Origin of the sequence: Halorubrum sp. CBA1125 (genome assembly GCF_009742825.1) — an archaeon.
In the GTDB taxonomy this organism is placed as follows: Archaea; Halobacteriota; Halobacteria; order Halobacteriales; family Haloferacaceae; genus Halorubrum.
Map to the genome: position 1 here is coordinate 1 of NZ_WPCE01000258.1, position 3,276 is coordinate 3,276.

General features: G+C 71.6%; 2 protein-coding genes and 1 pseudogene. All 3 read left to right on the forward strand.

Translation table 11 applies throughout. The annotated features are described in order from the left end of the window. Window positions 1–1,144 (forward strand): PQQ-dependent sugar dehydrogenase (locus GJ633_RS15255; protein WP_156589478.1); only part of this gene is annotated, 1,144 nt, incomplete at its 5' end. Between the two features lie 186 nt (window positions 1,145–1,330). After that, window positions 1,331–2,198, forward strand: a pseudogene (locus tag GJ633_RS15260) (putative RNA uridine N3 methyltransferase). Between the two features lie 4 nt (window positions 2,199–2,202). Continuing rightward, a complete protein-coding gene (locus tag GJ633_RS15265) occupies window positions 2,203–3,219 on the forward strand; it encodes a 50S ribosomal protein L3 (RefSeq protein WP_156589479.1) in 1,017 nt (338 codons plus the stop codon). Window positions 3,220–3,276: the final 57 nt, after the last annotated feature.

Consider the following 3,276-nt stretch of genomic DNA (forward strand, 5'->3'; position numbering starts at 1 on the left):
CGACGCAGACTCCGATGCCGACGGCAACGACGTCGCGTACGCGGTCGAGCGTGTCGCGGAGGGTTTCGAGCACCCGTGGGGGCTCGCGTTCCTCCCCGGCGACGGCCGCCTGCTCGTCACCGAGCGGCCGGGTCGGCTCTCGCTCGTCGACCCCGCGGACGGGACGCGGGCGTCCGTCGAGGGCGTCCCGGCGGTCCACGCCGCCGGGCAGGGCGGGCTGCTGGACGTCGCGGTCCACCCCTCCTACCCCGACGACCGTCGGGTGTACCTGACGTACGCGGCGACGAACGGCGAGGGCGCGTCCGCGACGCACCTCGGGACCGGTCGGCTCGACCCGGACGCCCCCGCGCTCGACGGCTTCGCGGCGGTCCACGTGGCCGAGCCGTTCGTCGAGTCGACGAACCACTACGGGTCGCGGGCGACGTTCGGGCCGGCGGGCGCGCTGTACGTCACCGTCGGCGACCGCCGTGACACGACGTTCGGTCCGGACCACGTCTCGCAGGACCCGTCGAATGAGCTCGGGACGACGCTCCGGCTGACGTCCGACGGCGACGCCCACCCGGACAACCCGTTCGTCGACGAGCCGGACGCGGCCGACGCGGTGTACAGCTACGGGCACCGGAACCCGCAGGCGATGGCCGTCCGCCCCGAGACGGGCGCGATCTGGCAGTGCGAGCACGGCGAGCGCGACGGCGACGAGATCAACGTGATCGAGGCGGGCGGCAACTACGGCTGGCCGGTCGCCAGCGAGGCGTGTCACTACGGCACCGACAACCCCGTCGGCGTGAGCCACGCGGACCGCGACGACGTCGTCGCGCCGGCTCACGTCTGGCCGTGCGGCCCGGCCCGGCTTCCCCCCGAGCGGCGCCGTCTTCTACGACGCGACGCGTTCCCCGAGTGGCGCGGCGACCTGTTCGCCGGCACGCTCGCCGCCCAGTACCTCGGTCGGTTCACCGTCGACGGGCGGAGTGTGACGGACGCGGGGGACGTCGACCCGACCGCAGTGGACGTGACCGAACGGGAGCCGCTGCTCGCCGACCGCGGGTGGCGGCTCCGGGCGGTAACCGTCGAGCCGGAGACCGGGCACCTCTACGTCGCCGTCGACGACGCGGACGCGCCGGTGGCGCGGATCGTCCCGACGTGATCCGCTGGCACCGGCGTGATCCGCTGGCACTCCGTGTGCGCAGATGTGACACACTCGCGTGAGTCGAGTTCGCTCGGATCGGTCCGAATCGGCCGCCAGACCCCGTGTGAACGCGCCACAGCCACGAAACGGGACCGCTATCCTTTTACGCCACCGTCTGGAATCGGGGTATACAGTCTCGCCACGATGCGTACCGAAGACGGGCTCACGATATGCGTCCCGTCTTCGGTCGTCCGGGAGGCCGAGGACGACCGCGAGGCGACTCGCAAACTCGGCTACGTCGCCCGTGCGGCGGCGGTGTTCCGGGCGGACCGGCTCGTCGTCTTCCCCGACCGGGAAGGCGACGGCCGACGGGGCGGGGAGTACGTCCGTGCCGTACTGGGGTACGCCGTGACGCCGCCGGAGCTCCGAAAGGATCTCTGGGGGCAGCGCGACGCGCTCCGGTACGCCGGCGTGCTCCCGCCGCTCCGCGTGCCGTGGCGGACCGGCTCGACCCCCGACGGGGGAGAGTCGAAAACACAGGGACTCGTGACCGAGGTCGGATCTGAAGGCCGCGTCCGGGTCAATTCCCCGCTGCGGGAACACCCGATCTCCCTGCTCGTCCCCTCCGGAATGGAGGTCGAGCCGGGGGAGCGCGTCACCATCAGGGTCTCTTCGAGAGAACCGGTCCGCGCCCGCATCACCGGGAAGCCGGAGGACGGTTTCCAGGTCGTGGGAGCGGACCTGTCGGAAGCGCTCGCCGGCGGCGGCCTGGCCGTCGCGACGTCGCGACACGGGGAGGAACTCTCCGTCTCGCGGCTCGGCGACCTCGTCTCGGACGCGCGGGAGGCCGGCGGCTACGTCGTCGCCTTCGGCGCGCCCGAGCGGGGGGCTTCCGGAGATGCTCGGGCTCTCGCCCGACCGCATTCGGGCGGCCGTCGCCGACGGCCGTCCGGTCGAACCCGATCCGGGGTTCGACCTCTGGCTGAACACGATCCCGGCACAGGCGAGCGAGGTCGTCCGGACGGAGGAGGCTCTGTTCGCGACCCTCGGCTCGCTCACACTCACGGAGTAAACACATGCCACAACCAAGCCGACCACGAAAAGGCTCGCTGGGCTACGGCCCGCGCACCCGCGCAGAGAGCGAGGTGCCGCGCATCCGCTCGTGGCCAGACGACGACGGGGCCCCCGCGCTACAGGGGTTCGCCGGCTACAAGGCCGGGATGACCCACGTCATGATGGTCAACGACGAGGCCAACTCGCCGCGTGAGGGGATGGAAGAGGCCGTCCCCGTCACCGTCGTCGAGACGCCGCCGATGTACGCGGTGGCCCTGCGCGCCTACGAAGACACGCCGTACGGACAGAAGCCGGTAGCCGAGGTCTGGACCGGCGAGTTCCACGAGGAGCTCGACCGCGCGCTCGACCTGCCGGCGGAAGACACCTTCGAGGAGGACGCCGAGGAGCTGCGCGCGCTGCTCGACGACGACGTCGTCGACGACGTTCGCGTTATCACCCACACCGTCCCCGCGGAGCTCGCGAATGTCCCCAAGAAGAAGCCCGACGTGATGGAGACGCGGGTCGGCGGCGGCTCCTTAGAGGAGCGCGCCGACTTCGCGCTCGAACTGGTCGAGGCGGGCGGCGCCCACGAGTTCGGCGACGTCTTCCGCGCCGGCCAGTACACCGACGTCTCCGGCGTCACGAAGGGGAAGGGGACCCAGGGCCCCGTCAAGCGCTGGGGCGTTCAAAAGCGGAAGGGGAAACACGCCCGCCAGGGATGGCGGCGCCGGATCGGCAACCTCGGTCCGTGGAACCCCTCCCGCGTGCGCTCCACCGTGCCCCAGCAGGGACAGACCGGCTACCACCAGCGCACCGAGCTCAACAAGCGCCTCATCGACTTCGGCGAGGGCGACGACGCCAGCGTCGACGGCGGCTTCGTCAACTACGGCGAGGTCGACGGCGAGTACGCGCTCATCAAGGGCTCGCTGCCGGGACCGGACAAGCGCCTGCTGCGGTTCCGCCCGGCCATCCGGCCGAACGACCAGCCGCGCCTCGACCCCGAGGTCCGGTACGTATCCACCGCATCCAACCAGGGATAACCAATGAACGCAACAGTACACGACCTGGACGGCGGGGACGCGGGCAGCGTCGAGCTG

Excerpts from the sequence above, each read along its gene's own strand:
- GJ633_RS15265 (WP_156589479.1), top strand. The coding sequence starts at position 2,203 with ATGCCACAACCAAGCCGACCACGAAAAGGCTCGCTGGGCTACGGCCCG.